The organism is Acidithiobacillus ferrivorans, assembly GCF_016250455.1.
Classification (GTDB): domain Bacteria; phylum Pseudomonadota; class Gammaproteobacteria; order Acidithiobacillales; family Acidithiobacillaceae; genus Acidithiobacillus; species Acidithiobacillus ferrivorans.
The window spans coordinates 386,737-409,613 of the sequence record NZ_CP059488.1 but is presented as its reverse complement, the minus strand read 5'-3'; the positions used below and the strand labels follow the sequence as shown (position 1 = coordinate 409,613).

24 protein-coding genes are annotated in these 22,877 nt (G+C 58.8%); 10 read left to right on the top strand and 14 right to left on the bottom strand.

Features of this window, described 5'->3' with window-relative positions:
• Positions 1 to 75 precede the first annotated feature (75 nt).
• Both H2515_RS02050 and H2515_RS02045 read left to right on the top strand, forming a co-directional pair.
• Positions 76 to 1,881, top strand: coding sequence for a putative bifunctional diguanylate cyclase/phosphodiesterase (locus H2515_RS02050; protein WP_198660823.1), 1,806 nt, complete (start codon positions 76 to 78; stop codon positions 1,879 to 1,881).
• On the top strand, positions 1,878 to 2,591 hold the full coding sequence (locus tag H2515_RS02045) for a type 1 glutamine amidotransferase (RefSeq protein WP_198660822.1): 714 nt from the start codon (positions 1,878 to 1,880) through the stop codon (positions 2,589 to 2,591). The genes H2515_RS02050 and H2515_RS02045 overlap by 4 nt, the downstream gene beginning before the upstream one ends.
• Positions 2,592 to 2,718: 127 nt before the next feature.
• Here H2515_RS02045 and H2515_RS02040 read toward each other — a convergent pair whose 3' ends face one another.
• On the bottom strand, positions 2,719 to 3,105 hold the full coding sequence (locus tag H2515_RS02040; RefSeq protein WP_035193589.1) for a hypothetical protein: 387 nt from the start codon (positions 3,103 to 3,105) through the stop codon (positions 2,719 to 2,721).
• A 242-nt stretch (positions 3,106 to 3,347) separates the two neighbouring features.
• Here H2515_RS02040 and H2515_RS02035 point away from each other — a divergent pair, with 242 nt between their 5' ends.
• Together H2515_RS02035 and H2515_RS02030 are read left to right on the top strand one after the other, a co-directional pair.
• Positions 3,348 to 3,722, top strand: coding sequence for a glycine zipper domain-containing protein (locus H2515_RS02035; protein ID WP_035193591.1), 375 nt, complete (start codon positions 3,348 to 3,350; stop codon positions 3,720 to 3,722).
• A 309-nt stretch (positions 3,723 to 4,031) separates the two neighbouring features.
• The gene (locus tag H2515_RS02030; protein WP_198660821.1) at positions 4,032 to 5,072 is read left to right on the top strand and encodes a septal ring lytic transglycosylase RlpA family protein; all 1,041 of its coding nucleotides are present in this window, start codon (positions 4,032 to 4,034) and stop codon (positions 5,070 to 5,072) included.
• On the opposite strand, the gene H2515_RS02025 is transcribed toward H2515_RS02030, so the two are convergent.
• Positions 5,053 to 5,361, bottom strand: coding sequence for a superinfection immunity protein (locus H2515_RS02025; RefSeq protein ID WP_035193596.1), 309 nt, complete (start codon positions 5,359 to 5,361; stop codon positions 5,053 to 5,055). The genes H2515_RS02030 and H2515_RS02025 overlap by 20 nt on opposite strands.
• Entirely contained in the window at positions 5,358 to 6,605 is a 1,248-nt protein-coding gene (kch, locus tag H2515_RS02020) for a voltage-gated potassium channel protein (RefSeq protein ID WP_172804434.1), read from the bottom strand. The genes H2515_RS02025 and kch overlap by 4 nt, the downstream gene beginning before the upstream one ends.
• A 482-nt stretch (positions 6,606 to 7,087) precedes the next feature.
• Here kch and H2515_RS02015 point away from each other — a divergent pair, with 482 nt between their 5' ends.
• The 4 genes from H2515_RS02015 (at position 7,088) to H2515_RS02000 (ending at position 10,548) form a co-directional block, all read left to right on the top strand.
• Positions 7,088 to 9,589 (top strand): heavy metal translocating P-type ATPase, encoded by a 2,502-nt coding sequence (locus H2515_RS02015; RefSeq protein WP_198661386.1) that lies wholly within the window; start codon positions 7,088 to 7,090, stop codon positions 9,587 to 9,589.
• Positions 9,590 to 9,616: 27 nt separating this feature from the next.
• Positions 9,617 to 10,012, top strand: a complete 396-nt coding sequence (locus H2515_RS02010; protein WP_014027733.1) for a DUF302 domain-containing protein — start codon at positions 9,617 to 9,619, stop codon at positions 10,010 to 10,012.
• A gap of 62 nt (positions 10,013 to 10,074) precedes the next feature.
• Positions 10,075 to 10,281: a CopZ family metallochaperone gene (locus H2515_RS02005; protein WP_198660820.1), complete on the top strand. Its 207-nt coding sequence runs from the start codon at positions 10,075 to 10,077 to the stop codon at positions 10,279 to 10,281.
• Positions 10,282 to 10,302: 21 nt separating this feature from the next.
• The gene (locus H2515_RS02000) at positions 10,303 to 10,548 is read left to right on the top strand and encodes a glutaredoxin family protein (protein WP_198660819.1); all 246 of its coding nucleotides are present in this window, start codon (positions 10,303 to 10,305) and stop codon (positions 10,546 to 10,548) included.
• A 104-nt stretch (positions 10,549 to 10,652) separates the two neighbouring features.
• Here H2515_RS02000 and H2515_RS01995 read toward each other — a convergent pair whose 3' ends face one another.
• Both H2515_RS01995 and H2515_RS01990 read right to left on the bottom strand, forming a co-directional pair.
• Positions 10,653 to 11,306: a YceI family protein gene (locus tag H2515_RS01995; RefSeq protein WP_198660818.1), complete on the bottom strand. Its 654-nt coding sequence runs from the start codon at positions 11,304 to 11,306 to the stop codon at positions 10,653 to 10,655.
• A gap of 56 nt (positions 11,307 to 11,362) precedes the next feature.
• Positions 11,363 to 11,734, bottom strand: coding sequence for a winged helix-turn-helix transcriptional regulator (locus tag H2515_RS01990; protein ID WP_198660817.1), 372 nt, complete (start codon positions 11,732 to 11,734; stop codon positions 11,363 to 11,365).
• An 84-nt stretch (positions 11,735 to 11,818) separates the two neighbouring features.
• On the opposite strand from H2515_RS01990, the gene wrbA reads away from it, so the two are divergent.
• Complete coding sequence (gene wrbA / locus H2515_RS01985) at positions 11,819 to 12,421, top strand: NAD(P)H:quinone oxidoreductase (protein ID WP_071183127.1); 603 nt, start codon at positions 11,819 to 11,821, stop codon at positions 12,419 to 12,421.
• A gap of 163 nt (positions 12,422 to 12,584) precedes the next feature.
• Here the strand turns inward: wrbA and H2515_RS01980 are convergent, their stop codons facing one another.
• From H2515_RS01980 to argH, 5 genes are all read right to left on the bottom strand, one after another.
• A complete protein-coding gene (locus H2515_RS01980; RefSeq protein WP_198660816.1) occupies positions 12,585 to 13,754 on the bottom strand; it encodes a D-alanyl-D-alanine carboxypeptidase family protein in 1,170 nt (389 codons plus the stop codon).
• Between the two features lie 147 nt (positions 13,755 to 13,901).
• Positions 13,902 to 15,527 carry a glucose-6-phosphate isomerase gene (gene pgi, locus H2515_RS01975; protein WP_065413177.1) on the bottom strand — a complete coding sequence of 542 codons (1,626 nt, stop codon included), beginning with the start codon at positions 15,525 to 15,527 and terminating at the stop codon, positions 13,902 to 13,904.
• Between the two features lie 206 nt (positions 15,528 to 15,733).
• Positions 15,734 to 16,978 (bottom strand): diaminopimelate decarboxylase, encoded by a 1,245-nt coding sequence (gene lysA, locus H2515_RS01970; protein WP_198660815.1) that lies wholly within the window; start codon positions 16,976 to 16,978, stop codon positions 15,734 to 15,736.
• Complete coding sequence (lptM, locus tag H2515_RS01965; protein ID WP_198660814.1) at positions 16,975 to 17,160, bottom strand: LPS translocon maturation chaperone LptM; 186 nt, start codon at positions 17,158 to 17,160, stop codon at positions 16,975 to 16,977. Before lptM ends, lysA begins: the two co-directional genes overlap by 4 nt.
• Positions 17,157 to 18,545 carry an argininosuccinate lyase gene (gene argH, locus H2515_RS01960; protein ID WP_071183125.1) on the bottom strand — a complete coding sequence of 463 codons (1,389 nt, stop codon included), beginning with the start codon at positions 18,543 to 18,545 and terminating at the stop codon, positions 17,157 to 17,159. Before argH ends, lptM begins: the two co-directional genes overlap by 4 nt.
• A 139-nt stretch (positions 18,546 to 18,684) precedes the next feature.
• On the opposite strand from argH, the gene H2515_RS01955 reads away from it, so the two are divergent.
• Positions 18,685 to 19,023: a hypothetical protein gene (locus H2515_RS01955; protein ID WP_035193617.1), complete on the top strand. Its 339-nt coding sequence runs from the start codon at positions 18,685 to 18,687 to the stop codon at positions 19,021 to 19,023.
• Between the two features lie 10 nt (positions 19,024 to 19,033).
• On the opposite strand, the gene H2515_RS01950 is transcribed toward H2515_RS01955, so the two are convergent.
• From H2515_RS01950 to H2515_RS01935, 4 genes are all read right to left on the bottom strand, one after another.
• Positions 19,034 to 20,296 carry an ATP-binding protein gene (locus tag H2515_RS01950; protein WP_198660813.1) on the bottom strand — a complete coding sequence of 421 codons (1,263 nt, stop codon included), beginning with the start codon at positions 20,294 to 20,296 and terminating at the stop codon, positions 19,034 to 19,036.
• Positions 20,293 to 21,039 carry a response regulator gene (locus tag H2515_RS01945; RefSeq protein ID WP_198660812.1) on the bottom strand — a complete coding sequence of 249 codons (747 nt, stop codon included), beginning with the start codon at positions 21,037 to 21,039 and terminating at the stop codon, positions 20,293 to 20,295. Before H2515_RS01945 ends, H2515_RS01950 begins: the two co-directional genes overlap by 4 nt.
• On the bottom strand, positions 21,040 to 21,594 hold the full coding sequence (locus H2515_RS01940) for a Spy/CpxP family protein refolding chaperone (RefSeq protein ID WP_065413182.1): 555 nt from the start codon (positions 21,592 to 21,594) through the stop codon (positions 21,040 to 21,042).
• A gap of 316 nt (positions 21,595 to 21,910) precedes the next feature.
• Positions 21,911 to 22,777 carry a DMT family transporter gene (locus H2515_RS01935; protein WP_198660811.1) on the bottom strand — a complete coding sequence of 289 codons (867 nt, stop codon included), beginning with the start codon at positions 22,775 to 22,777 and terminating at the stop codon, positions 21,911 to 21,913.
• Between the last annotated feature and the right edge of the window lie 100 nt (positions 22,778 to 22,877).

The window sequence follows — 22,877 nt, the reverse complement described above, 5'->3', positions numbered from 1 at the left end:
GGTCCGATCCGGTGGTGACCTAGCCTCTGGTACACCCATCCCCACCCTGCCGTTGTAGGACCTCAAAGGACTTTGATGATTCCCGATTCTGTTCTGAACCGATTACAACATCTGGTGCGCGTCTACGAATTCAGTACATTTTTCGAGGAAACGGCGGCACTAGCCGCAGACCTGATGGAGGCCGATGGCGCGGCCTTCATCGTCCACGAAGATCATAACCTGCGTTACCTGTTTTTTCATGGCCTACCCACGATCTATTCAGACCTGTCGAAGCACGTTTTTCCCGATGACTGCGGCAACAGCGGTGCCGCACTACGGGAGGACCGCGCCATTTATGTGCCGGATTATCCGCACAGCCCCCACGCCATGCCAGAGTATGTGGCTACTGGTTTACAGGCAAGCCTCGCCCTCCCCGTCCACGGCCCCAAGGGTGTCAGTGGCGTCCTGGCCGTTGCCTGGTTCCGCCCGGCGCCCGCAGAGCTCGCTGAAAGCACCCTGCGCCTGGCGCAACTGTTGGCCGATATGCTGGGTGCCGCCTGGTACCGGATGGGTATTGAGCTGCACCTGGAACAGATTGCGACTCGGGATACCCTCACCGGTGTACCCAATCGCTACCAGCTCGAAGAACGCCTAAACATCGCCTGTGCCCGCGCACAGCGTGATCAACGCACCCTCGCCATTGTTTTATTGGATATTGATGGCTTTAAGGAAGTGAATGACAGCTTGGGGCACAGCGCGGGGGATCGTTTGCTGCGGGAAATTGTGACCCGCCTGCATGACGTGCTGCGTGCCAGTGATACCATCGTCCGCCTGGCCGGTGACGAGTTTTTACTGCTGCTGGAAAAACTGCACAGCCCACGCGACCTGGAAGATATACTCCAACGCATTCTGCTGGCGCTCAATATCCGCATGGGGGTGGATGATCAGCAGGTTGGTATAACCGCCAGCGCCGGCGTCACCACCTATCCCCATGATAACGTCGATCCCGTTGAGCTTATCCACCACGCAGACCAGGCGGTCTATCGCGCCAAGGCGGCCGGTGGAAATTGCTGGACCTATTACGATCACGCGGATGATGACCGCCGACGCTCCGCCCAACACCTGCGCGGTGAACTGGAGCGTGCACTGGCAAAACAGGAATTCGTCCTCTACTGGCAACCCATCATCGACATGCAAAGCGGCCTTTGCGTTGCGGCCGAAGCATTGATCCGCTGGCAGCACCCTGAACGCGGTCTGCTCCTGCCCGCCAGCTTTCTGGATGTCGCGGAAAACTCTACGGTCATGCTGCGCATTGGAGCGTGGGTTATCCATAACGCCTGCCAACATGGCGAAGTCTGGGCCAAGCAGGGCATGGTCCTTGACATCCAGATCAACCTCGCTGCTCGCCAGGTAGAAAACCATCGTCTCTGCGACGACTTACGCCGCGCGCTGGCGGACTGCCCCACACTGTCTACAGAACGCATCTGTCTGGAACTGGTTGAACGCATCGCCCTCCACGATATTGCCAAAACCGCCAGACTGATCAGTGACTGCCAGAGACTTGGTGTGCGCTTCGCCCTCGACGACTTTGGAACCGGGCCCGCCGCACTGCAATACCTGCTCGAACTTGGCTGCAACCAGATCAAAATCGACCACAGCTTTGTCATCCCCATGGCCGGGAGTCAACGTCACCAACAGATGATTCAGGCTATGATCCAGATGGCCCACGCGCTGGGCGTAACCGTCACCGCCGAAGGCATTGAGAACATGGAGAGCGCCGACCTCCTGCGCCAGATGCAGGCGGACCGAGGGCAGGGATATGGCATCGCCAGGCCTATGCCGGCATCAGATTTTGCCACATACTGGCTACAAAACACCGCTACGGAACAGCCTGCATCATGACGAAGATTCTCGTTTTACAGCACCATCCGCAAGAAGGGCTGGGTAGCCTGCAACATATTCTTGCGGCACAGGGGCACCAAACGGAGGTGCATCGCCTTGATCTGGGCGTACAGGTTCCCAATGATCTGCTTGGCTATGGCGCCTTGATCATCATGGGCGGACCCATGAGCGTCCACGATACGGGCCGCTACCCGTGGCTCCTCACCGAGCAACAAATTATCCGCCGGGCAGTTGGCGAAGAACTCCCCGTTCTGGGACACTGCCTCGGCGGGCAACTGATTGCCCGTGCGCTGGGCGGCCAGGTAACCCCTAACCCGGATGGCCCGGAAATCGGCTGGTGGACGGTCACCAAAACCCTGGAAGCAATGAGCAGCACCTGGTTAGCAGAGCTTCCCGACTCGTTCACACTCTTTCACTGGCATGGCGAAACTTTTTCCCTACCATCCGGTGCGGTACCGCTGCTCTCCAGCGACTTTTGTGCCCAGCAGGCCTTTGCTATTGGTAAACACTGTCTGGCCCTTCAGGGCCACCCGGAAGTCACCCCCACCATGGTGCAAGCCTGGACGGAAAGCATGGCGGATGACCTGCAGCAAACCGGTGCAGGCATACAGCGTAGCGGGACTATTCACGACCATCTGGAGCGTCGATGTGAAGAGTTGCTGGGCAGCGCCACAGCAATCTACCGCCCCTGGCTGGAGCAGTTGCGCTGACAGCGCAGCGCAGCGCCGCCCAGCCTTGATCATCTCCGCAGTCAGCAAACGGTGCGACGCCATGACCTCCGTCGGATCACCGACAGCAGCGGGTGGTCGGCCGCCATCGCAGGTCACTATGCCGCATTCAAGGTCGCGCGATGGCCTGCCCAACATACTGCCCCATCCAGTGTTCTATCTCTTGCACCTCACGGAGATGTCCATAAAGGCCTATGCGTGCCGAGAATTTAGTGACTGCAGCGCCTTTGGTCCGCAAGGTGATAAGAATGGCGTTACCCTCTGAATCATAGCCATGCACTTCGACCGTATCGGGGCTGATCTGCTTGGACCCGATAAACTGCATCCCCGCCTGAGGTAAGGCTTTCTCAGCCGCGGCAGTAACCACGCTGAGCGATGCGGGGTAATAAGTATAATACGGCACCGGATTAACTTGTGGGGCCCAGCTGGCTGTACATCCACTCAGCCCAAGGGCGAGCACCACAGAGGCCGCCGCGAGGCGTGATGATAGGGTCATAGCATTCTCCATAGCAAAGCACGAGATCGGTCCGGGGAGTGGACCATCGCCCCATACTATACCGCAAAAGGTGGCGGCGGGGATTCATCCTGCAAAGCCTCATGATGGTGAAGTACTAGGAGACACTCGGCCCGGGACAGCCATTGCGATCGGCAGAACTGTACCTAGTTGACTACACTAGCATCCTTGTGGAGCTTGGCACCATAATAAGCACCTAAATATTATACGAGGAGATAATGACGATGAAGACAGCACGCTGGTTGATGATTGCAACATTACCCCTTGCATTGGTGGGCTGCGCAAATAATCCCTATGCCAGTAATAGCACTACGGCGAACACGACGGGAGGTTCCCTGCTCGGTGCTTTAGCCGGTGCGGTTATCGGTAACCAGACAGGTTCCCCACTGGCGGGCGCCGCCATCGGCGCCGGGTTAGGCGGACTTGCCGGTTATGGCATCTCTAACAGCCAACAGCAGGCACCGGCACCACAGCCCGGTTACTATGCAGCGCCACAGGGCAGTGTACCGTGCCCCACCGGCTATGTGTGTACACCGACGGCGCCGCAATACCAGCAGGCCCCCGCCTGTCCGCCAGGATATACCTGCTACCATCGATAAGCTTGTGAAGCATGGCGTAGTCCAAACGTCCGGCAGGGCGCCCCGCTGCCACATATACAGTGGCGCCTGGAGGGCAGCGACCGGACGGCAAGGCACGGGGCACATTAAACAGAACAAAGGAAACCCTGATGGAATTCCGACAGCGCTGAGGCGGCCCATGGCAGCAGAAGTGCCGACCGTACACATCGTTTGCCGATACTTCTCGTTTATTGCTTGAGAATAAACAGCCAACCATCAGCTTCACTTGAATTTTCCGGAGACCATGGCCTAGAATGCAAAGGTCTTTCCAGACGGAGGCCGTGCATCAGCATGTGCGTACGATACCATCTTCAGATTTTCAGGCTGGGGGCTTTCGGCTTCGCCGCCGCAGCACTTGCGGGCTGCGCGAGTGTGCCCAGTCACACAGTCGGCACGTCAGGCGGTGGCTACGGTTCGGCGATGGTGGGCTCCGCTTATTCCACCGGGCAGGATTGCCACGCGCCGACGCCAAACCTCAATGCTGCCTACAATCAACCTTATGAAATAAATGGGTATTGGTATCATCCTATGCGTGGCGATGCCAGTTTTTCCGAAAATGGAATCGCCTCATGGTACGACCAGCAATCCTCCAGTGCTGTAACCGCCATGGGCACTGCTTTTCATGCCCGACAAATGACAGCCGCGAGCCGAACGCTACCGCTGCCCTCCTGCGTGCGCGTCACCAATCTGAAGAACGGGCGCAGCGTCGTCGTGCTGGTCGATGATCGCGGTCCCTTCGTGAGTGGTCGTATCATGGATATGTCTTATGGTGCTGCCAGCCAGTTGGGCATGCTCAACCAGGGCACAACGCCGGTACATATCCAGGTGATTCCCAGCAGTTCAACCCCCAGCACACCGTCCCCTCAAGTGCTGCCTGTGGCACAACGTATCATGCCCAGGATGGCGCCCGCCTATTCACCGCCTTCCACTGCCAGCGCCAACCTGACGGCTGTAGTGGACGACGCTTTTTCCAACAGTCCGGAACGCGCCATATCTGCCGCCGCCCAGAAAGCCCCTCCAGCTCCTATTCCACCGCGCCGGGAGGCCGCCACCCACATCTTAAGGCAGTGGCGGCAAGCACCGCGGTCCGAGCAAATCTATCTGGAAACGGCAAGCCCCATGCAGTTGCAGACTGCTGTCCGCGAGCGCGGCAAGCTGCAAGATTTCGGGATCAGCACCGCGCACATGGTACCAGTATCCTCCACAACCGCGGGCAGGCTATATAAAATCAAAATCGGTCCGATGGCTCCTACCTCCGCCCCGCAAGACTATGCGGCCAGCTTGCAACGCCTGCGCCTTGGCACCTTTGTCGTCAGCACGCAGGAGGGTTAAAGACATCCGCGCTTAATTTGCGCAAGGGTGGTGCCCGCCGCTCGCCGAGAATGGCCCAGACTATCAGGATGATCCAGGCAATGCCCGACCAGCCGAGCACGATGTTCAGCACCAGTACCCACAGAAAATGTTCGTGATGCCGTGCGGCGGCAACAATGCTGGGGATGAAATAGATGAATAAACCGAGTATGGCACCTAATAACCATACCACCACGTGTAAAAACATCGCCGCAATGCCCAATCCTATCAGGGCCAGCATAACAATGCTTATCGCCATTAAAGTACTCAAGCCGCAGCTCCTTCCGCCTTAGCGGTAAATAGTTTACTGATAATGGTATCTCCCGCCAGTTCTTCACCACTGAGCGTCAGCGCCAGCAATTCACCGCCCAACACTTCCGGGGAAATAATAAGGTCCACACCGATTTGTCGTAGACGTTCAAGATTTTTACCGTTCTGAACCGCCGCCACGGTTTTTCCGGGAATGGCCAACTCCTTGGCTGCAAGAATGATAAAGGCGTTCTCGCTGTCGACAACCCGCAATGCGAGCACACCCAAGGCGCATTCTGCCCCCGCCTTACGCAAAACATCCAGGTCCGTTGCATCACCTATCATGAGGTCTTCCTTAGCCATCCACACATGCTCTGGCGTCACGGGAACCAGCACCAACGCCGGTAAATGCCGGGCACGTAATGCACGATAGGTGTTTTGTGCCAACGCATTATCACCAATAACCAGATAATGGTTACGGTGAGCACGTTTTCTTTCTCCCATCAGCAGGCGCTGCATCCGGCCATTCACCAACGGTACAACGACCGCAGAAATAGAAGTTGCGAAAACGGTGATACCCAGGATGATGATAGAGATAACAAAAAGTCTGGCATCTTCGCTTGTCGGCACAATATCCCCATACCCCACAGTGGACATGGTGACCACGGCAAAATACAAGGCGCTCACCAGATTCTTGATAGGCGGCGAAAATCCTGCGCCCAGCACGTAACTGCCCAGTACCGCATAACTCATCAGAAGCAGAATAGAAATCGCCGCAAAAAGCGTACCTGCAGCCACGCTCGAACGTGCAAAATGACGCCGAAACAACAGCAACGCAACCAGGATGACGACATTAAAAATGGTAACGCCACTCCATACAATACCATAGTGATGCAGCAATATGGCCAGCATCGCTGCCGCCAGCACCAAGGTAATGGCCCAGGAAAAACGGGAGCGAAAGAGCAACCCGAAAGCCATCAGCAGCAGCACAAACCCGGCCACCGCTTCGGGTACTGTACCCAAAGCCGACAACAGGGGTGCCTGGGTCAGACTGGTGGAGGGTGCGAGATCAGCCAGTTCAGGGAAGAGCTGTATGAGATGGGGCAATGCATCCAGTATGGCCAGCACCCCCAGTAGTCCTACAGCAATAGCCATCGGTATCTGTGGAAACCATATATCCAGATGCAAAACTACTGGTGCCTTAACCACGAAGCGAAAAAATCGCTGCCGCAGCGATAGTTTCAGCACATCGGGGATTCTGATCATGGACAGCCCCTCATTTTTGGAGACCAGACGTTGGTAAATTGGAAATTCGGCTGCCGGACCAAAAGTGTGCGCATACCAGCGGCAACGGCCACAATCCACAACCCATCCAGAACGATAAACGTTCCATAAAACATTTTTCCAAGTGTCCAAAAATTCAGTAACCAGCACAAAATTGGACTATGATACATCAAGATCGTTCAAAAATAGCGACATGCCTTCTGGAGAGTTTGCCGCTGTGCATCTGTTATTGGAGAAAACGAAACGATAATTGCCGAGGCCCATATTGACCGGTCCGTCCTTCGATGTCATTTATACCATCTTCCACAACTGCCCATCCGCCAGATAAACCGCACAGAAAATCGCTCTTGACATTACACCGAGCTCCAATGTTTATCATGGACAGATAGTAAGCTATATGTAAACTGTCAGCAGCCATCCGTAAACGTGGCTTACAGCGGACCTTGCCGCGAAGAGGTGCATTCATGGAAGACGAAAAACGTGGGCACCTTGAGATTGGCATAGAGGGGATGACCTGTGCCTCTTGTAGCGCGCGGGTGGAACGGGCGCTGGGCAAGCTGCCCGGTGTAACCTCAGCCAGCGTGAATCTGGCGACTGAGCGCGCCGAGGTGCTTTTCGACCCACAACAGCTCGATGCCGCCCGCATCGCCGGGGCGATCCAGGCGACGGGCTATGCGCCAGTGACCGATGAGATCGATCTCGCGGTGGATGGCATGACCTGCGCTTCCTGCGTGGGACGGGTGGAGCGCGCACTCAGACAGCAACCCGGAGTACTGGAGGCGGCGGTGAATTTGGCTACCGAACGCGCGCATGTGCGCTATATCCCGGCGATGGTCGGTATGGACGAACTGGCCACCGCCGTAAGCGCTGCGGGTTATGCAGCACATCCCGTACATGAAAATGGGGAGCAAGACACCGACCAACGCCGCGCGCGTTTGCGCGCCATGGGCCGCGATGTGATCGTGGCCGCAGCGCTGGCCACGGTGATCCTGGTGTTAGCCATGGGCACGGCCTTCATCCCGGCCTTGCATCGTGCGCTGGCGGCGGCGAGCCCCTTTGCGCATTTCTGGGAGTGGGTGCAGTTCGTGCTCACCAGCATCGTCCTGTTCGGGCCGGGTCGGCGCTTTTTCAGACCAGGCCTGATCGCCTACCGCCATCTGTCGCCAGACATGAATTCCCTGGTCGCCACCGGCACCGGCGCAGCCTGGGCTTACAGTGTATTGGTGCTGCTGGCTCCCGCGCTGTTTCCAGCGGAGGCGCAGCATGTGTATTTCGACTCTGCGGCAGTAGTCATTGCCGCCGTGCTCGCAGGCAAGTACTTGGAAGCACTGGCCAAGGGCCGCACCTCGTCGGCGATCCGCAAACTGGTCGGGCTACAGGCCAAGACTGCGCACCGGCTCGACGAGAACGGTGCCGAGCAAGATATACCGGTGTCGCGATTACGCACCGGCGAGCGCATCGTAGTCCGCCCCGGGGAGCGCATTCCGGTGGACGGACGCGTGCTCGAAGGCCGTGCGCATGTGGACGAGGCGATGTTGACGGGCGAGCCCATACCTTCTGCCAAAAATCTGAATGATGCCGTGGTCGGCGGCACGGTCTGCCAAGATGGGCGATTGGTGGTGGAGGCCACTTCGGTCGGGCGCGATACCGTACTGGCGCAGATCATCCATCTGGTGGAGAACGCGCAGACCGGCAAGCTGCCGATTCAGGGACTGACCGACCGCGCGGTGCGGGTGTTCACGCCGGTGGTGCTGGTCATCGCGCTGGCGACCTTCGGCGTCTGGGTGGTATTGACGGGCAATGCCAGTGTGGCGCTGGTCACGGCAGTGGCCGTACTGGTGGTGGCATGTCCCTGCGCCATGGGCCTGGCGACTCCGGCGGCGATCATGGTGGGCACCGGGCGTGCGGCAGAACTCGGCGTGCTGTTTCGCAGGGGCGAGGCGCTGGAAACGCTGTCGAATGTCGACACCATACTGTTCGACAAAACCGGTACGTTGACCGAGGGTCATCCCGCGTTGGTCGATCAGGGCGGCGGCGCACCCGAAACCGCGTTGCGTCTGGCTGCAGCACTGGAATCAGCGTCCGAGCACCCGCTGGGGCGAGCGATTGTCGCGGCGGCCGGAGAGCGCGGCATGAACATACCTGCCGTCAAGGATTTCCGCGCTATTGTGGGCTATGGTGTCGAAGGCGAGGTGGAAGGCCGTATGGTGCGGGTTGGCGCCCGTCGTTTCATGGAGCGCGAAAACGTGGCGCTGGGCGATGACGCCGAGATGGCCGCGCGCCTCGAGGGCACCGGGCGCACGGTGGTATTTGTCGCTGTCGACGCAACGCTGCTCGGCTGGCTGGCCATCGCCGATCGCATCAAACCGGAGGCGCGCGCCGTAGTGCAGGCGTTGCGCGAGCGCGGCCTGCAGGTGGCCATGGTCACCGGTGATGCGCGCGCCACTGCGCAGTCAGTCGCCACGGAACTGCGCATCGAGGAGATACACGCCGAGGTGCTGCCCGAGGATAAAGCCACGGTCGTGACCGGTTTGCAGGAACAGGGCCGCCGGGTCGCCTTCGTTGGCGATGGCATCAACGACGCTCCGGCGCTGGCGCAGGCCGACGTCGGCATCGCGCTCGCCTCGGGCACTGACATCGCCATCGAGGCAGCGGACGTGACGCTCACGCGTGGCCAGCTCGGCGAGGTGGTCACGGCGCTGAATGCGGCGCGCCGGACGCTGGGCAACATCCGCGGCAACCTGTTCTGGGCCTTTTTCTACAACATCCTGCTGATCCCTATCGCTGCTGGCGTGGCTGCGCCTATCGGCATCCATCTGAATCCGATGGTGGCTGGTGTAGCCATGGGTCTGTCCTCGGTGTTCGTGCTCGGCAACAGCCTGCGGCTCAAGCGGCTCAAGGCTTACATACCCCTGATTACACCGGGCGCGGTGAAACATACCGCGCTCACACCCGCTCATTCCTGAGCCATTGTTCAAATCAAGGAGAACATTATGAGTCAGTTCGTTTTCAGTGTACCCGCCAAGGGCGATTTTGATACCACCGTGGCGCAGGTCACCGAAGCCCTCAAGGTTGAAGGCTTCGGCGTGCTCACCACCATCGACGTGGCCGCCACGCTCAAGGCCAAGCTGGGTATTGAGGGGCGGCCCTACGTCATTCTCGGGGCTTGCAACCCGCGCTACGCACATCAGGCGTTGGCGGCCGAGCCTGATATCGGCGCCCTGCTGCCCTGCAACGTGGTGGTGCGCACGGAGGCCGATGGCAGCGTGAGCGTGGTGTTCATGGATCCCGCCGCCGTACTCGGCATGGTCGACAAGCCGCAAATCACCGCGCTCGGCATCGAGGTGCGCGACAAACTCCAGCACGTGGCTGATGCCGTGCGTGCTTGAATAACTTTTATGCGAGCGCTTTGAATGATTCCTTTCACTTCATTCCCAACAGGAGAAAAGCCATGAGCGATACCAGGCTGAAGATCACCGGTATGACCTGTGCGCACTGCGTGCGTGCCGTAACGAAGGCACTGGAAGGCGTGCCCGGCGTGGCAAAGGCGGACGTCACGCTGGAGCCAGGAGAAGCCGTAGTGCACGGTCAGGCGAGCACCGCCGCACTGATCACCGTAGTTGAGGAAGAGGGCTATAAGGCGGAGGTGCGGGGCTGAAGCCCTGCACGCCGATCCGCCATGTCTGATCCTGTGCTGCTCTACACCAGTCCTGGCTGCCCCGACTGCGCCGCCGTGCGTCGCTACCTCGAAGAACACCACGTCGCTTACGAGGAACGCGACGTGACCGCTCCCGGCGTGGCTGAGGAAGCCAAATCACGCTACGGTGTGCGGGTCGCGCCGATCACAGTGATCGCCGGCGAGGCGTTGTGGGGGACATTTGCCCATCAAAAGCCACGGCTCGATGAACTGCTGACCAAGACCTGAACTTTTATGGATTGGGTTGTCGAGAGCCTATTACGACGAAAATACTGGCCAAGGCAGGCACGATCATTCCCCCCGAAGCGGGGGCATCGATGCCCCCGGTCTGCTCATCCCGGCTGGCGGGTGCCTTCCACCTCGACTTTAATGTGGATGGTGTTGGACAGGCCTTCCGGCAGATAAGCGGTCATTCCGTAATCACTCCGCTTGATGGTGGTACTGGCTACAAAACCCGAGAGGTAACCGCCCCAGGGCTTAGGCAGATAAGCCACCTTTCCGGCACCACCTATGTGCACCTGGAAGACCACCGGCTTGGTAACACCATGCAGTGTCAGGTTGCCGAACAGCTTGCCGGTTTCTTTGCCCGTGGGCTGGTATTTCGTGCTCACGAAGGTGACCTCCGGATATTTTTTGACGTCAAAGAACAACTTGCTGCGCAGGTGCTCGTCGCGCAGGGCGAAATCCGTATCGATACTGGATGCCGGTATGGTGATATGGACCTGGTCTTTCTGCGGGTCCTTGTTGTCAAAGGTGTAAGTTCCGGAGATTTTGTCGAAGCGGCCGGTAAAAGGTGCAATACCCACATGGCCGAGGGTAAACAGGACTTCCGTATGCTGCGGATCGATTTTGTAGGTGCCGTTGGGATTGCCGGTCAACCAGTGATACGAGGAGGATGCAGCGGGTGCGGCCATGGCGACAGTGGCCAGCACACCGGTGCCCAGCACGGCGACCGCCAAAGCGGTTACAGGTTTTAGCGTATTCATGGGATCCACCTCAGGTATGGCTTCATAAATTTTTGGCAACCTCGACAAAGTAGGTACTAAATAGCGGGGGACAGCTCCCGGGGTATGACTTCCCCATCCGTGTCTTCGGCATTCCAGCGCCGCGCCAGCGTATCCAGCGCGTCCAGCACTTCCCGCAACTCCAGTCCACGCCGGGTCAGGCCATAAGTCACTTCCGGAGGAATGCTGGGATAATACTCCCGAAAGATGACCTGGGCCTCCTCCAGGGTACGCAAGCGCTCCGTCAGCATGCGCGAAGAGATGCCACCCACTTCCCGTTTAAGCACCCCAAAACGCAACGGGCCGCGCTGCCTCAGGGTCCACAGGATGTACGTGGTCCATGGCCCCATCAGCAAGCGGAGCAGGGCATCCATGGGGCAGGTGATTTCTTGTTTGCTTTTTCGAGTCATGGTTACTCATCCGTACCTACTTCACAAACCATACTAAATGGTCTTTACTGGGCAGGCAATGTTCACTGACGCGAGGAGTTCATCATGAGCAAAATACTGGTTCTGTATCACAGCCTCTGGGGTCATATCGAAACCATGGCCCAAACCATCGCCGAGGGTGCCCGGGAAGTCTCTGGCGTGACAGCGGACATCAAGCGGGTGCCCGAAAGCATACCGGCAGAAACTCTGGCCGCCATGCATGCCAAAACCGGTCAGCCTGCTCCAGAAGCCCACCCCGATGATCTGGCGGATTATGATGCCATTATCTTTGGCACGCCGACCCGCTTCGGCAACATGAGCGGACAGATGCGCAATTTTCTCGACCGTACCGGCAATCTCTGGCAAGAAGGCAAACTGGTGGGCAAAGTCGGGAGCGTTTTTGCCAGCACGGCCACCCAACACGGCGGCCAGGAAACGACCATTACATCTTTTCACAGTTTCCTTTTTCATCAGGGCATGATCGTAGTAGGCGTCCCTTATAGTTGCCAGGAGCTTATGAACATGGATGAAATCAGCGGCGGCACGCCCTATGGGGCGACAACCATCGCCAAAGGCGACGGCAGCCGTCAGCCCAGTGCCAACGAACTGGCGGTCGCCCGCTTCCAGGGGCGCCACGTCGCGGGCATTACCCACAAGCTATTCGCTTAGCTTTCAATACCGCAACCCGTAATTACCACCTTTGGTACCACTTACGGTATTGGGCTGGTGCCCGCATGTAGGCAGAGCACAATCATTCTCCTAAAAGTGCGCATCCCGCGCTCAGGTCAGCCCCTGACCGGCAAAGACACGGACGTGCCCAATAACATGGGCCTCAGAGCCATGATTCCCCCGCATGGAGCAGACGGGTGAACCATCCTGCAGGCTGTACTGCGGTTTTGGCAACCACCGGCACCGTCTGCAGGAGATGACCATGCCAGCTAACAGACAGGGTACCAATGGGTGCACCGGCGCGAATGGGCGCTTTAAGACTGGCGACAGGAATAAACTGCGTATTCAGTTTGGTACCTTGTTGCTGTTTGGGTTCCGACACGATCACCGCGCTGGTGGTCACCCCCTGCACGGCTGCCGGACTCCAGTCTCCGTGATGGATTTGCGCCACCACCTGCCCGGCCGTATACAAGGGAACATTCTGCCAGCCATCCCAGCCATAATGGAGCAGTGCACTGGCGTCACTACCTGCCGCGCTGCGCGAGGGGGCACCCATGACGACCGCCACCAGGGTGCGGCCGTCACGGGTCGCGCTGGCATCCAGATTCCAGCTGCCTTTCGTCGCCAGACCGACACCCAGGCCGTTGATGTCCGCCCGACCAGCGAGGGGGTTGTAGTTGTACTGGGTGATATGATTATAGGTGTAAGCGGTTTTTCCAGCCAACTGCAACACCGCAGGATACGCCCGAATCAAGTACTCCGAGAGTCGCGCAATATCCAGTGCGGTACTCGTCTGACCGGGCTGGGGCAAGCCATCGGGGTTGGTAAAGTGGGTGTGCCGCAAGCCCATAAACCCGGCATCACGATTCATCAGGTCCACAAAACCGCCGACGCTGCCCGCTACCGTCTGGGCGATGGCGATGGCGGCATCATTACCCCCATCAATGAGCAGACCGCTTTCCAGTTGAGCCATGGTCACCGGCATACCCGGCTGAATAAACATCCGCGAACCCTGCACATGCCAAGCGCTGTCCGCAACCCGGATATTGGCTTGCGGCTGAACTATCCTTTGTTTTTCGGCCTGATACAGGACGTAGGCGGTCATCAATTTGACCAGCCCGGAGGGGTTGAGGGGTTTTTCGGCATGCTCCGCCATGAGCACTTGACCGCTGTTGACATCCAGAAGGATGGCACCTTGTATACCCGTCAGTTGTGGTACCGGCATGGGTGGCGGCGGGGGCAGGGTTGGTAATGCGGGCAAATTCGGGGTGGCCGCATTAGCACTCCCCCATGCAATCAAAGCCACAAGGGCCAGAACTTTGGGCGATTTCATCGTTTTCGGCGGCTCTTTATTAATAAAATCCGGCTAATAATACCTTGTTGGAAATCCACCGACAGGGAAAAGTTCCCCGTGGGCGTCATTTTTTCCATCCGCCGGAGCGTACGGCAGCAAAACACCGTACCAGCACAGCATGAGCAATCAGAGACCAGCACCTCTACGTTGCAAATAACGCTGCAGTAAAGCCATCGTCGAGGCGTCGTGGGGATGACTGGCCGTACCCCGCATATCCGCCACAATCCGCTGCGCCAACACCTTGCCCAGTTCCACGCCCCATTGATCGAAGGAATCAATGCCCCAGATAATGCCCTGGGTAAAAACGCTGTGCTCATAAAGTGCCACCAGAGCCCCCAGAGTGTGCGGCGTGAGCGCATCAGCCAGCAACACACTACTCGGTCGATTGCCAGAAAAAACGCGGAAAGGCACCTGCGCTTCGGCGACACCTTCAGCACGCAATTCCTCCGCCGTCTTGCCAAAAGCCAGCGCCTCGGCCTGCGCGATGAGGTTAGCCATCAGCAACTCATGTTGCTTTGCCAACGGACTGAGCGGTTGACAAAAACCGATAAAATCACAAGGAATCAGACGTGTCCCCTGATGAATCAATTGATAGAACGAATGCTGCCCATCGGTGCCGGGCTCGCCCCAGATAATAGCGCCCGTATCGACGGCAACAGGGTGACCGTCTTCGTCCACGCTCTTGCCGTTGCTTTCCATCTGCAGTTGTTGGAGATAAGCCGGGAAACGCGCCAGATCATGGGCATAGGGCAATATGGCCTGGGTCTGCGCACCCCAGAAGTTATTATACCAAAGCGCCAGCAAACCCATGAGCACCGGCAGGTTCTGCTCCAGGGGCGCCGTTTGAAAGTGGGTATCCATCGCATGAAAACCCGCCAGCAAGGCGGTGAAATGCTCAACCCCCACGCCCAGCATGGTAGACAGGCCGATAGCCGAATCCATGGAATACCGGCCACCAACCCAGTCCCAGAAGCCGAACATGTGCTCGGTGTCCATCCCGAAGGCCTTGACTGCTTCAGTGTTGGTAGAGACCGCGACAAAATGCCTGGCCACTGCCGCCTCGCCCAAGGCCGAGGTAATCCAATGGCGTGCTTCCTGGGCGTTGGTCATGGTCTCCAGGGTAGTGAAGGTTTTGGAAGAGATGATGAACAAGGTCTCGGCAGGATCCAGATCCGCCGTAATGTCGGTAAAGGTCGCGCCATCCACGTTAGCAACAAAACGTAGTTCCATACCAGGGTGACGGTGGGCGCGCAGCGCCTTCCAGGCCATCTCCGGCCCCAGGTAGGAGCCGCCAATGCCAATATTGACGATCTTGCGAACAGGCTGGCCGGTCGCCCCCCGCCATGTGCCCTCATGAATGGATCGGGTGAAGGCGGCCATGTGTTCCAGCACCTTATGGACTTCCGGCACCACATCCACCCCCGCCGTACGCATGACACGATCTTTGGGCGCGCGCAGGGCCGCATGGAAAGCCGCCCGCCCCTCTGTGTGGTTGATCCGTTCGCCCGCGAACATCGCCGAGCGGCGCTCTTCCAGGTGCCGCGTCCGCGCCAGGGCCATCAGCAAACGCAGTGTCTCCGGGTTAATAAGGTGTTTGGAATAATCCAGATAAAAACCACAAGCCTCGGCGGAGAAGTGCTGGGCACGCTGCGGATCGTCATGAAAGAGTTGACGCAAGGTCACCTGCTCCCAGCTTTGCCGATGTTGCTGTAAATCCTGCCAGACAGATAATGTATTCAGGGGTGCAGACACGGAAAAACTCCTTGCAAGAGCGGGACGGACGCGGAAAGGTACTGGCCCAAGAGTAGGCAAGGCGAGCCTTCGCTGCAAGGGCAAAAGCAGCAGCAAATGATGAAGCGCCGGGCTTTTGCCCTGGGCAGCATGATTTCACCGCCCTCCGGCCAAGCCCGCGGAAACCCCTGAATCACGGCACCAAGGATGGCAAGTGATCGGGGGGCCTAGCGGCCTGGATTTTCCTCTAAAGCCCACTGCTCATCGAGGCGCTCGCGGCGGCGAATGAGGCGGTGCTGATGGCCGCCGATGAGCACTTCGGGGGGGCGGGGGCGGCTATTGTAGTTGCTGCTCATGGCGAAGCCGTAGGCCCCGGCGCTCATGACGGCGAGCAAGTCACCAGCCTTGGCCGCCAGGGGGCGGTCCTTGGCGAGGAAATCGCCGCTCTCACAGACTGGGCCGACGATATCCATGGGCTGCGTGGCTTCTGCGCTCTGGTGCAGCGGCAGGATGTCATGCCAGGCCCCGTAAAGTGCCGGGCGCAGCAGGTCATTCATGGCGGCATCCACCACGCAGAATTGCTTGCTGCCGTTATCCTTGAGGTATTCCACCCTGGTCAGCAGCACGCCGGCATTACCCACCAGCGCCCGGCCCAGTTCCACGACCCGCCGCACCTCTAAACCCTGCAAGGCCTGCTCCAGCGTCCAGGCATAATCGGCGGGATTGGGCGGGGTTTCGTCGTGGTAGCAAATACCCACACCACCGCCCAGATCCAGATGCTGGAGGGCAATTCCATCGGCAGCCAGTTCATCATATAGTGCGCGTACCCGCGCTGCCGCCTCCCCCAGGGGGGTCAGGTCCAGCAACTGGGAGCCGATGTGACAGGCAATGCCTTTAAGCTCCAGCGCGGGGTGTTGCGCGGCCTGCAGGTAGAGATCGCGGGCCTGCTCCATGGGGATCCCGAACTTACTCTCTTTCAGCCCCGTGGCGATGTAGCGATGGGTGCCGGGGTCCACGTCGGGGTTGACCCGCAGGGCGACGGGCGCACGCTTGCCCATGTCGGCGGCAATGTCCGCAATGCGCCAGAGTTCGGCGGCGGATTCGACATTGAGGCAGGAAATAGCGGCGTTGAGGGCAGCATGGATTTCGACGCTGGACTTACCCACGCCGGAAAAAACGATCTTGCCCGCATCGCCGCCGGCACGCAGCACCCGCTCCAGCTCACCACCAGAAACAATATCGAAGCCCGCGCCCATCTCCGCGAAAAGCCGCAGGATGCTGAGATTACTGTTGGCCTTGACCGCATAACAGACCTGGGTATTCCCCCCGAGGGCAGTGCTGAAGGAGTGATAGCGCTCGCGCAGCGCCGCTTCGGAATAGACGTAGCAGGGCGTGCCGTAGCGCTCCGCGATCTCCTGCAAGGGGAGATCTTCGCCATAAAGGGCGTGATTGCGGTAGTGAAACGTATTCATGGGGCAGCAGGGCTCTGAACAGGCGCCGTGGGCTCAGCGGATGTGGGGTTCTGGGCAGAAACCGTGGGTGCGCCAGGTGTAACGCTGTGGGCGGGCGGCAGGGTCAAGGCCGTTTTACGGCCGCAACCGCCCAGCGCGAGACCAAGCAGCAGGAGGAGGAAGATGGCGCGGGCGCGGTTCACAGGGCCTCCCGCTGCAAGCGCTCACGGGCGCGCCGGATGGCGGCTTGCACTTGCCGGGGTGCCGTACCGCCCAAGTGGTCACGCGCCGCCAGGGAGCCTTCCAGCACCAGCACCTCATAGACTTCCCGACCGATGAGCGGTGACAAGGCCTGCAAATCCGCCAGTGGCAAGGCTTCCAGGCCGATGTTGCGTTCTTGGGCCAGGCGTACCGCCCGTCCCACCACGGCATGGGCATCACGGAAAGGCAGCCCCTTGCGCACCAGATAATCGGCCAGGTCCGTGGCGGTGGCAAAGCCGCGTTCTGCCTGCGCGCGCATAACTGCAGGCCGGGTCTGCAGGCCCGGCAGCATCCGGCCCATGATCTCCACGCTGGCGCGCATCTGGTCGAGGGCGTCGAAAAAGGTTTCTTTGTCTTCCTGATTGTCGCGGTTATAGGCGAGGGGTTGACCCTTCATGAGGACGAGGATAGCGACAAGATCGCCAATCACCCGCCCACTCTTGCCGCGAATGATTTCCGCGACATCAGGGTTCTTCTTTTGCGGCATAATGCTGGAGCCGGTGCAGAAGCTGTCGGGCAAATCAATGAAGCCAAAGGGCGCCGACATCCACAGGATCAGTTCTTCCGATAAGCGCGAGAGGTGGACGGCGAGGATAGCCAGGTCCGATAACACCTCCATCACAAAGTCGCGGTCGGAGACGGCATCGAGGCTGTTTTCGGCGACGGCCTCAAAGCCGAGCTGACGCGCCACATCCCAACGATCAATGGGGAAGGTGGTCCCCGCCAGCGCCGCAGCACCCAAGGGCAGCACGTTCACCCGCCGCCGCGCATCCAACAAGCGCTGGGTATCGCGGTGGAACATCTCCACATAGGCCATGCAGTGGTGGCCGAAGCTGACCGGTTGAGCCACCTGCATGTGGGTCAGGCCGGGGAGGATGGTTTCGACTTCGCGTTCAGCGAGATCAATAAACACCTTTTGCAGATGCTGGAGCGCCTGGATGAGGTCATCCAGACAGCCGCGGGTATAGAGGCGCAGGTCGGTGGCCACCTGATCATTGCGCGAGCGGCCGGTGTGGAGCTTCTTGCCGACGTCACCGATGATCTCGGTCAGACGCGATTCCACATGCATATGGATGTCTTCCAGGGCATCGACAAAGGGCAGGCGATCCTCGGCAATTTCCTGGCGCACCTGCGCCAGCCCGGTGACGATGGCTTCCGCCTCCGCCTCCGTCAGCACGCCGACCCGGCCCAACATGCGCGCGTGCGCCATGGAGCCGCGGATATCTTCCCCATACAAACGACTGTCCACCTGAATAGATGCCGTAAATGCCTCGACCAGACTATCGGTGCCCGCCGCGAAGCGCCCACCCCACATTTTTTCACTCATGCCCACCCCTCCTGTCTTGCCCGCGACTATAACGAAAAGGGGGCGTTGTTCGCCAGCGCTTCCCGCCACCGCTCTTTGGCATTCCTCTCCGGCTCTTGCTACAGTCTAAAAGAGGCACTTACACACGGGGGTACAACGAATGGACGAAGCCGAAAAAACGCATAGTCGGCGCTGGCTGATCGTGTTGCTGTTTTTGCTGATTGTGGCGGCGGTACTGTTCTTCTGGTGGCAGAATCAGCAGGTCAAGGCACGGGCCAAAGCGCCAGCAGAGGCAGCGGCTGCCGTGCAACTGACATCCCCCACGGCCTCTACGCAGTCTGTTGCGAATTTTCCCGTTGGCAAGACCATTTCTCAGGAAGGCACGCTGGAGGGCCCCATCAGCGGACAGTGCGGCAACATCAAGTGGCATGATCTCAGTCCCGCCGAAGTCGCCAACCTGCGTAAGCTTTGCCCGCCCGTAGCCGCTGCCCGGTCCTGAAGTCATCCATTTAACGTGACTGCGGCAGGGTTATGCGCGTCTCCAGGCCGCCACCTGGGGCATTGGCCAGGGAAAAACGCCCGTGATGGTAGGCCACAATCCGTTCGACGATGGCCAGCCCAAGTCCTACCCCGCCGCCCCTTCCGGCTTGTGCAAAAGGCGCACGCACGGTTTCCAGTTCAGTCTCCGCAATACCTGGCCCGTGGTCGCGGATGCGGATCAGTACGCCGCCCGCCGCGGCTTCTGCACTGACGTCTATGGGTGTTCTACCGTGCGACTGCGCATTGTCGATGAGGTTTTGCAGGGCGCGGGCCAGACCCACTTCCTGTATGGGCAGCTTCGGCAGATCCGCCACAGGGGGGTGCCACACCACGCCAGCCTGCTGGCGCAGAATAAACATTTTAAGCCAGAGACCCAGGTCAGTCGCTACCAGCGGCTCCTGCTCGCCGCTGCGGGCATAATCCAGAAACTGGTGGATAACCTTATCCATTTCCTGAATATTGGCGATAATTTCACCACGGACCGCCTCCTCGGCCGGTAGAAATTCGGCGCTCAGGCGCATGCGGGTAAGCGGCGTGCGCAGATCATGAGAGACCCCCACCAGCACCATCTCCCGCTCTTTCCAGAGACGATGCAAATCGCGCAGGGTCTGGTTGAAGCGCTCGGCCAGGCGCCGCAAATCAGCCGGGCCCGCCTCAGGCAGATCAGCCGTCGTATCGCCGCCGCGCAAACGTGCCACCCCCTGCATGAGCCGGGTAAGAGGCCGGGTGACTTGACGTACCGCCAGATACGCTCCCAGCCAGGAGAGCAGCAAAATGGCCGCCAGTTTGAACCAGGGCAACGGCAGCCCCGGTGAATGAGGCATGGGCATGGCCAGAGCCAGGGTTGCCTCGGGCCGGGCTTGCAACCAGAGCAGCCGGCGCTGGCCGTCCATGCGTAGTTGTGCCTGCGGCCAGCCCATGCGGTGCAGCAGCTGCAGGGCATTTGTCAGTACCGGCATACGGGGTTTGTGGCCGCGCAGCGCACCGGCAGGAACGATGCGGAGCCCTTGGCGCATCAGCATGGACTCTGTCGCCTGACGCTGGGCCGGGCTCAGCGTTTCACTCAGGGTCAGCATTTGCGCCCAGTTCTGCGCCAGACGCTCGGCCTGCGGGTTGGCCTGATAGATATTGAAAAACCAGTACACCGCAAGCTGACTCAGGAGCAGCAACCCGGCGATGATGAGGAACATACGGGTAAACAGGGTATCCGGCCAGAGGCGCGATTTTTTCATCCGGGTAAAACGCCTCCTTCCCTGGGCGTTGCGCCCCCACCGTCCGGTACCAGCACATAGCCCCGCCCCCAAACGGTCTGAATATAGCGTGGCTCGCCAGGATCGTCCTCGACGAGGCGGCGCAAGCGCGAGATAAACACATCAATACCCCGTGAACCCGGTGTGGCGTCGTCGTTACCGTGGGTCATGGCCAGCAGACGGTCCCGCGAGAGCGGCTGCCAGGGATGACTGGCCAGCGCGTGCAGAATGGAAAACTCGCTGTCGGTAAGGGAGATTTTCTCCTCATTCCGCCACAGACTGCGGCTGTCGAGAGCGAGGCGGAAGGGCCCGAAAATAAGCACTCCCGGGGTTGGATCGCTACTGCGCAGATCCTGACTGCGGCGCCGGACGGCACGGATACGGGCAACCAGCTCCGGCGGCTCAAAAGGCTTGGAAAGATAGTCGTCGGCACCGACATCAAGGCCTTGCACCCGGTCGCGGAGATCACCTCGGGCAGTCAGCATGATGATAGGCAAATGCGGTTCCTGCACCCGCAGGCGCTGACAGATGCTGAAGCCGTCTTCGCCGGGCATGAGAACGTCCAGCAAGAGCAGGTCATAGCATTCCCGCTCCAATTGGCGATCCATCTGCACGCCGGAGGCAGCGGCGTGGACGACAAAACCCTGCCCTTCAAGGTAACGCACCAGCATAGTGCGCAGCCGGGAGTCATCATCAACCAGCAGGATTTTGCCACCCGCCGTCATTTACTTGCCCCAGTGTCCCCGCTTGGTTCCCATTTTTTTATACAACGCGGTAGCTTTCTGCCACTGCACCGGCGTCAGGATCTTGTGGAGATAATTCACCTGCTGGATGCCATGTTCGAGCATTGTGGCATGATCCTTGAGGACCGCTTCCTGCAAGGGGACGATGGCACTGCCCGAGTCACCATTCAGCAACGCATCACGCAATGCGGTGTTGTGGACCAGCATCTCGTGACGCCAGGCCGGCATGGCTTTTTCCATTTGGCTTCGCCAGTTTTTCAGATCCGTTTCCTGCACCGGGGTCAGCTTGAGGTCCACCGCATGCCGCCAGACGATGGGCATCAGCATGGGCACGGGTGCATTCCGCATCCAACCACCCTTGCGCATGGGGCCATGCTCCCATCCCCCCGGACAGTGATGACCTTGCATCATGCCCGGCCCCATGGGGCCACCCTGCATGGCTGGCGGGGTCTCAGCACCTGTCGCAAAGGCAGGCACTGCCGCCAGCGCCATCGTTCCAACCATCAATCCGGATACCATATGCTTAAATTTTAACATCACTCGGCTCCTCGTCACTCAGGGGGAAAGGTGTGCCCTTTCCGTAGGAGACAAGTTAGCGCGCCGCCCCGGCGGACGCCAGCAGCAAAGTGTCAAGAATTGTGAATAGGAGAAATTGCTTGTTGCTGTGGACACACAGGGCAGTCCACTCGTGAGGAATAGCAACCCACATGGGATTACGCCGGCACTTCCAATGCAAAACGAGCAGAGCCGCCTGTTCAATGACAAAAAAGTTCCTGATTAGCACGATTTTCCAGCCGTACTTTCGGTTCAGTGCGCCGTTGCGATATTTGGCAATACGGTTCTAAACCGTAAATCATTTGGTAACATTAATTTTTGATATAGTTACCAAAAGTATCCCCGCTAGCATAGTAGTTGCGGCCAAAATCAGACGGGCAGTTATTTGTTCGCCCAGCAACGGAGCCGCACTAATGACGACAATCACGGGAACCAGCATTTGTATGACAGCACTCGTTACGCCCCTTAGCTCCTTCATTAGAATATACCAGAGCACATAAACCAATGCCGACGTTATTGCACCAATGAGCATAGAATAATAGATTCCTGCAAGGCTTATATGAATGACTTCATGATGCCAGCTTTCTATCGCCGTATAGATCACCAATAGAATAATAGCAGCCAGCCCAGAATATACAAAATTTGCCGTTGTAGTCGCCAAGTCATCCATAGAACTTTTGCCCAGTATCGAATATCCAGCCCATGCGACACCGGCCCCTATCATCAATCCTATCCCCAAAAGCTTAGGAAGATGCGAGATGCCACCCACCAACACCCACAACCCCACGAGAGTTATTCCGCTGCCAACCCACTGCCGTTTTGACAACCGGTAGCCACCACGAATCTCCCATGCCAGCATGGTCGCCTGGATGGCAAAAAATAAAAAAAGAGTCCCCGTTGCCGCCCCAAGCTGTTCATAGCCATATGCAAATGCCAACGCATACACAAACAACATCATTGGCATCAGCAAATGATGCAATCTTGGCCGCGACTTAGTCACCATCATCAGGACAATTAAGATCGCCGCGCCACTCTCTAGCCGAATTGCGGTAAATGGAAGCGGACCAATTAAATGTCCTCCCAAGGCAGCTCTTGCCAGCAGACTATTACCAGCCATACCAAAGAGTACTATCAGAGTCAGCAAGATTATGCGTACGCGGGACATATAATGATTTTCCTTGAACGCATTTGCCCCAAGAGAATCCATATAAATACTGATTTCAACGCATAGTGACGAGTCGGAAAGGAGTAGAGCGGTTCTTGGC

Coding starts and splice junctions, on each gene's coding strand:
- wrbA (WP_071183127.1), top strand. CDS start 11,819: ATGAGCAAAATACTGGTTCTGTATCACAGCCTCTGGGGTCATATCGAA.
- H2515_RS02005 (WP_198660820.1), top strand. CDS start 10,075: ATGAGCGATACCAGGCTGAAGATCACCGGTATGACCTGTGCGCACTGC.
- H2515_RS02015 (WP_198661386.1), top strand. CDS start 7,088: ATGGAAGACGAAAAACGTGGGCACCTTGAGATTGGCATAGAGGGGATG.
- H2515_RS02040 (WP_035193589.1), bottom strand. CDS start 3,105: ATGACCCTATCATCACGCCTCGCGGCGGCCTCTGTGGTGCTCGCCCTT.
- kch (WP_172804434.1), bottom strand. CDS start 6,605: ATGATCAGAATCCCCGATGTGCTGAAACTATCGCTGCGGCAGCGATTT.
- argH (WP_071183125.1), bottom strand. CDS start 18,545: ATGAGTGAAAAAATGTGGGGTGGGCGCTTCGCGGCGGGCACCGATAGT.
- H2515_RS01950 (WP_198660813.1), bottom strand. CDS start 20,296: ATGAAAAAATCGCGCCTCTGGCCGGATACCCTGTTTACCCGTATGTTC.
- H2515_RS01995 (WP_198660818.1), bottom strand. CDS start 11,306: ATGAATACGCTAAAACCTGTAACCGCTTTGGCGGTCGCCGTGCTGGGC.
- H2515_RS01935 (WP_198660811.1), bottom strand. CDS start 22,777: ATGTCCCGCGTACGCATAATCTTGCTGACTCTGATAGTACTCTTTGGT.
- H2515_RS01955 (WP_035193617.1), top strand. CDS start 18,685: ATGGACGAAGCCGAAAAAACGCATAGTCGGCGCTGGCTGATCGTGTTG.
- H2515_RS02000 (WP_198660819.1), top strand. CDS start 10,303: ATGTCTGATCCTGTGCTGCTCTACACCAGTCCTGGCTGCCCCGACTGC.
- H2515_RS02010 (WP_014027733.1), top strand. CDS start 9,617: ATGAGTCAGTTCGTTTTCAGTGTACCCGCCAAGGGCGATTTTGATACC.
- H2515_RS02030 (WP_198660821.1), top strand. CDS start 4,032: ATGTGCGTACGATACCATCTTCAGATTTTCAGGCTGGGGGCTTTCGGC.
- H2515_RS02050 (WP_198660823.1), top strand. CDS start 76: ATGATTCCCGATTCTGTTCTGAACCGATTACAACATCTGGTGCGCGTC.
- H2515_RS01945 (WP_198660812.1), bottom strand. CDS start 21,039: ATGACGGCGGGTGGCAAAATCCTGCTGGTTGATGATGACTCCCGGCTG.
- lysA (WP_198660815.1), bottom strand. CDS start 16,978: ATGAATACGTTTCACTACCGCAATCACGCCCTTTATGGCGAAGATCTC.
- H2515_RS02035 (WP_035193591.1), top strand. CDS start 3,348: ATGAAGACAGCACGCTGGTTGATGATTGCAACATTACCCCTTGCATTG.
- H2515_RS01940 (WP_065413182.1), bottom strand. CDS start 21,594: ATGTTAAAATTTAAGCATATGGTATCCGGATTGATGGTTGGAACGATG.
- H2515_RS02045 (WP_198660822.1), top strand. CDS start 1,878: ATGACGAAGATTCTCGTTTTACAGCACCATCCGCAAGAAGGGCTGGGT.
- H2515_RS01980 (WP_198660816.1), bottom strand. CDS start 13,754: ATGAAATCGCCCAAAGTTCTGGCCCTTGTGGCTTTGATTGCATGGGGG.
- H2515_RS01990 (WP_198660817.1), bottom strand. CDS start 11,734: ATGACTCGAAAAAGCAAACAAGAAATCACCTGCCCCATGGATGCCCTG.